This window comes from Bradyrhizobium australafricanum (assembly GCF_020329495.1).
In the GTDB taxonomy this organism is placed as follows: Bacteria; Pseudomonadota; Alphaproteobacteria; order Rhizobiales; family Xanthobacteraceae; genus Bradyrhizobium; species Bradyrhizobium australafricanum.
This window is the reverse complement of the sequence record NZ_JAGKJL010000146.1, coordinates 1-4,721: the sequence shown is the minus strand read 5'-3', so window position 1 is coordinate 4,721 and position 4,721 is coordinate 1. Positions and strand designations below refer to the sequence as shown.

The window sequence follows — 4,721 nt, the reverse complement described above, 5'->3', positions numbered from 1 at the left end:
CACCCCGAAGTTCGTGTCGCCTGCCGATCCGGCGGCGCGCTGGACGGGCGCGCACGGCGGCCAAGCCTTTTTTGCCTACTCGACAAACTACCTGGTCGACGTCAAGAACGCGATAATCGTCGATGTCGAAGCGACAACGGCGATCCGGCAGGCGGAGGTGTTGGCTGCCAAGCGCATGATTGAGCGCTCGCTCGAACGGTTCGACCTTTACCCCACCCGGCTGCTCGGCGACAGCGGCTATGGCTCGGCCGAGATGCTCGGCTGGTTGGTTTACGAGCACGGGATCGAGCCGCATGTGACGGTGTTCGACAAGTCGGCCCGCGCGGACGGGACCTTTTCGCGCGAGGACTTCACCTATGACCACACCAGCGACCTCTATACCTGCCCCGGTGGCAAGATGCTGACCACAACCGGAACACTGGTGAACGATGGCGCAACGATGCTCTACCGGGCGAGCAAGTACGATTGCACCGGCTGCGCCTTGAAGGCTCGCTGCTGCCCCAAGGATTCCGTCCGCAAAGTGTCTCGCTCGATCTACGAGGGCGCTCGCGATATGGCGCGGGAGATAGCACGATCATGGGAGGGCCGTACTTCACGCCGCTTGCGGAAGAAGATCGAGATGCTGTTTGCGCACCTCAAGCGCATTCTCAAGCTCGACCATTTACGATTACGAGGCCCAAACGGCGCTCGCGATGAGTTCACTCTCGCAGCCACCGCGCAAAACCTCCGGAAGATGGCCAAGCTGATCGCGATGCCTATAGCAAGACCCGCATAGGGACCCCCTCGATCTCTTCGCCGGCCCAGCTATTACAGCGGAATACCGCCGGCCTTTTTCAACGGAATCGATCAGTAGCCGATACGACTACTTCTTTTTCTTTGAAGTCGAACCACTGCGGGCGCTCGCTCACCATTTCCGGCCTCCGAGTACGCGTCCCTTCGGCTTCGGCAGCTGAGCCTTCATCCTGTCTCTGTCGGTGCAGAGGGCATCGATCTTGTCGAGCATCCGTTGGAGTAGCGCTTCAGCCGAGCTGGTAGGGATGCCGGCTCTCTGGAGCTGGAGGATTTCCTTGCGCTGGCGGCTGACCTGCACGCGCGTGCGCTCGATCTCCGAACGGAGGAATTCGAGGGTGGGCATTGGTTCGCTCCGAACTTCGGTGGGCGGCCATAACCGTTTCGCGAGTCGTAAACAGCCCGCTCTTTTGTATCGGTGGCCGTCAGCCGCAAGCGCGTCGATCGTCGGCTCAGTTCCTGTGCCGGGAAGGCTCGGAGTTAGGGCCTGGTCGGCAGCAATCAACCGGTGCTAATTCGATCCCGAAATCGCGCCCGTTCGGAAGCGGAATCGGCTCATGGTGACTTCGTCCCAGAAACGTGTCGGGCTTGGGCAATCGCAGCGCAGCGTTGGCTTGGGCGAGGAGATTGTCCGCTGACCTGCGCAGTCGTTCGATCTCAATCTGCAAGTTGGTTGGACGGTAAACAAGCATTGCCGGCTCCGAATAACTGGACTGCTCGTACAGGATCGAGCGTAGGCCTGAATATTTCCCGGAGCAAGGACTTAGATGACCGGCCTCGCGGCTCGGCTCGGATCTAATGGGTCGTGGGCGCGGATATAGTCCCAATGATTTGCATGTCTTCTTTCCGCACGGTTACGCGGCGTCCTGTCTCGGCAGCGATCTTTCGGGCGGCTCGGAATCGGCCTCGCATCGGGCGTCCAATAAATTCCATTGCAACCATCCACCAATCAAACGGGAGCTCGTCGATTAGCTCGCAGGATGGTGTACTCGGCATTGAACTATGTGAATCGTGGCGATCAACTTTGGACAAACATCCCTTGGCTTCCGCGGCGAACTGAAAACGGCCCCAAACAAGGGGCCGCCAACCCGAGCGATACGGGTTTTCCTCTGGCAGTCGGGGGGCACCTTGGCTGGCCAGAAGCACCAATATACGCGTATCCCGTTTCGATGGTTCCTAGCCCGCCGGGCGTTCAGGGAAAAAGCGGCAATTTTATCCCCCGAGATTCACAAGCGTTATTTCCGGAGCCGCCCCTCATTTGGGAGGCTCCCAGCAACGGGGCACGTAATTTTCATTTCGTATTTTTTGGGCCCTGATAACGACGACCGCTGCTTCTCGGCGGGCAGCGGCTCGGCGAATCCGACTTAGCCCCAGCATTGATCCGGATGCTGGGGCCTCTTTTATGAGTAGGAACGAAGCGCAAGCGTTGGCATTGGTCGCCGTGTTCGGTGCCGCACCGCTACAGGCACTGAGACGCCCAGCTACACACTGGCCCCAGCTTGTGCGGTCGCTGGGGCCGTTTCTTTAATGGAACAAGTAGCAATTTCGACGTTGAATCTCGGTCGGGTTGTCGGTGTCGTGAAGGCAAGCTATGACAGAAGATTGCCGAGACCGGACTCTCTGATCGTCGGATTTCTAAGTATTGCGGCCGTGGTGCTGGTGCTCAGCGTCATGCTTGGTTAGCCGAACCAGATTGAATGGCTCCCGAATTCCGGTACTGATTTCCAGCGTTAGTGGCCTAGTTGAAGGTGGCTTGTTTTTGTTTTCAGGCTCATAAGCGGGAATGGAATCTCATCATCGAACCTGCCAGTGCGGAGCGGTTTATGAACGCACGGAGTCTGTCGCTCCGACCTGCGAGATCGGCAGCTTCCAATGCTCCCTCTGCGGGGCGACGCTGGAAAGTTGGAAATCGGTTCGGGTGCCGACGTACAGGTTCCTCGCCGGGCCGGTGCGACTGCCTGCGAAGTAGACTGGCCCGATGAATATCCTGGGTCCCCGATTCGTTCTCAATCCATAGCGCATATGGATTACCGGGGTTCTCCGTGGGAAGAACGGAGTTCCTAGCTCTTTTGGCGCACGCTAAAATCGACTCCGCAGGCCACAACCGAATGGCGGGGAGGCACCAATGCAGGACATGCGAGCGCACTTGGAGAAGCTTCTTGTCGAGGCGGAAGAGTGCGAACTAATCAGCAAGCTCGCGACCAACGCGGCAAAGAAAGCGCTGTTCGCCAAACTGGCAGCGCATCACCGAGCACTCGCCGACGAAGTCGAGCGCGCAATGATCGACTCGAAATAGGAACGTTACGCTAGGCCGACATTTAGAGTCCCCGTTCCGGTCAAGGAGACTGACAGGGAGTCGGCATGGGATCAATTCGACACCGCGTAAAGCAAACGGAGACGCTTGAAGCGCGGCTTGAAAAACGAGCCAAAGAGCTACGCGAGCGGGCAAGCGCATCGAACCCAGGTGTCCAGAAGGAAGCCCTGCTGAAGCTGGCGCGACAGGCGGACATGGGAGCGCGTATGGCGGAATGGCTGCGCTCTCCCGGACAGCGGTCCACGACATGAACCGATCTGCAGAGCCCAGCAACGCTCTAAAGACGGCAGCTGGAGTGTCCGTTTTGCTCACCCTATTGCTGTTGGGTTTTTTCTTTGTCGCGTTTTAGAGTAAGGCCGCCTCGGTTGAGGGACTGTCCTTGGTGTTGTCCTAATTAGGACGCTCGGAGACGGGAAGGACACCCCAACCGTTAAGTATCCGGACGATTTGGTTACCTTTAATTCACCTAAGTTAGTTGACTGGCTCACGCTTTGATTCGATGATGCGAACACTGGGCACGGCGGTTTCATCAAGGACAATTTACTGAGCCCAGAGGGGCGCCTAATCATTGCATCGGCGGCTCGGCAAGGCTGGAATGAGGAACGGCCTCAGCATCACCTCCAAGGGTGCTGGGGCCGTTTCTTTAGGACACCAAGTGCCTACGCACTTCTCCGGCGGCCATGTTGAGCGCCGGGATGTGCTCGGTGGCAAGCTGTCGCTGAATTAGGCTAACAGCCCATCCTTCCGGGATTTCTTCCAGCACTCGATCAACAGCTTCTTCGCGCGAGGTCGCGGCGAGCCAGATTTGGACCTCACCGTCATCGGTCGTCACGCGAACCAGATGAATTTCGGTAGCGGGCTGCATAACCGTAAAGCGATGCCTGGGCGGATTGTTTCTAGCCAGAGAACCAAGGCGGATTTTGGAACAGGCCGGCGCTGGGACGGTTACCGGGGTGTCCACGCTACCCCCCATGGCATTGGACAACACCAACGGAAGACCAGGCCCCGGCGATGTGGCCCCTCGCTGGGGCCGTTTCTTGGAACCCATTGCAGGAATTAAAGCATAGGCCCATGCGCGGGCATGCAGTTGTCCGGGCAACTATGTCCGGTACCATGCTTATGCGGTCCATTCGCGTGGTTGCCGCTAGGGGTTGCTCACGCGCGCCCGACAAAATAAAGTCTAAACTAGGCCCCAGCTGGACCCCTCGCTGGGGCCGTTTCTTTGGGCAGATTCGCTGACATGCATATTTAAATGCCGGAATGGCACTGCCTGGGGGATATTCAGTTCCGGTCGCATGGATGGTGTTGAATACGCTTTCCCTGTCGCGCGCCATGGAAAACTGCCCCCTCGGCGCCATGAGGAATTGCCCCCTCCTTGGATTAGCCGAGGAGAGAGCGAATGAAGCAGGAACGAATCACTAGAGGCTCGTCGTGGAGTGATCCACGGGGGCAGGTGATGAAGACGCCGGATGACGTGGCGGAGATGTTGCGCCTGAGGGCGTGCGGATGGGGGCTGAAGCGCATTGCGCGCCAGCTGGGCTGCAGCCATCACACGGTGAAGGATTATATTGCGGCGGGCGGGGTGAAGCCGTTCAAGTCGCCCGAGCGGCTGAAGCGG

The 4,721-nt window shown here is 58.6% G+C and carries 5 protein-coding genes; 3 read left to right on the top strand and 2 right to left on the bottom strand.

Annotated features, from left to right (window positions below):
* Positions 1 to 775, top strand: a 775-nt coding sequence (locus J6525_RS45935; RefSeq protein WP_225649558.1) for a transposase, incomplete at its 5' end; no start/stop codon positions are given.
* Positions 776 to 904: 129 nt separating this feature from the next.
* On the opposite strand, the gene J6525_RS45930 is transcribed toward J6525_RS45935, so the two are convergent.
* Complete coding sequence (locus tag J6525_RS45930) at positions 905 to 1,135, bottom strand: hypothetical protein (protein WP_225649557.1); 231 nt, start codon at positions 1,133 to 1,135, stop codon at positions 905 to 907.
* Between the two features lie 1,779 nt (positions 1,136 to 2,914).
* On the opposite strand from J6525_RS45930, the gene J6525_RS45925 reads away from it, so the two are divergent.
* Positions 2,915 to 3,085, top strand: a complete 171-nt coding sequence (locus J6525_RS45925; protein WP_176937291.1) for a hypothetical protein — start codon at positions 2,915 to 2,917, stop codon at positions 3,083 to 3,085.
* Between the two features lie 661 nt (positions 3,086 to 3,746).
* Here J6525_RS45925 and J6525_RS45920 read toward each other — a convergent pair.
* Positions 3,747 to 4,064: a hypothetical protein gene (locus J6525_RS45920; RefSeq protein WP_225649556.1), complete on the bottom strand. Its 318-nt coding sequence runs from the start codon at positions 4,062 to 4,064 to the stop codon at positions 3,747 to 3,749.
* A gap of 438 nt (positions 4,065 to 4,502) precedes the next feature.
* Here J6525_RS45920 and J6525_RS45915 point away from each other — a divergent pair.
* A partial coding sequence (locus J6525_RS45915; protein ID WP_225649555.1) for a helix-turn-helix domain-containing protein occupies positions 4,503 to 4,721 on the top strand: 219 nt, incomplete at its 3' end.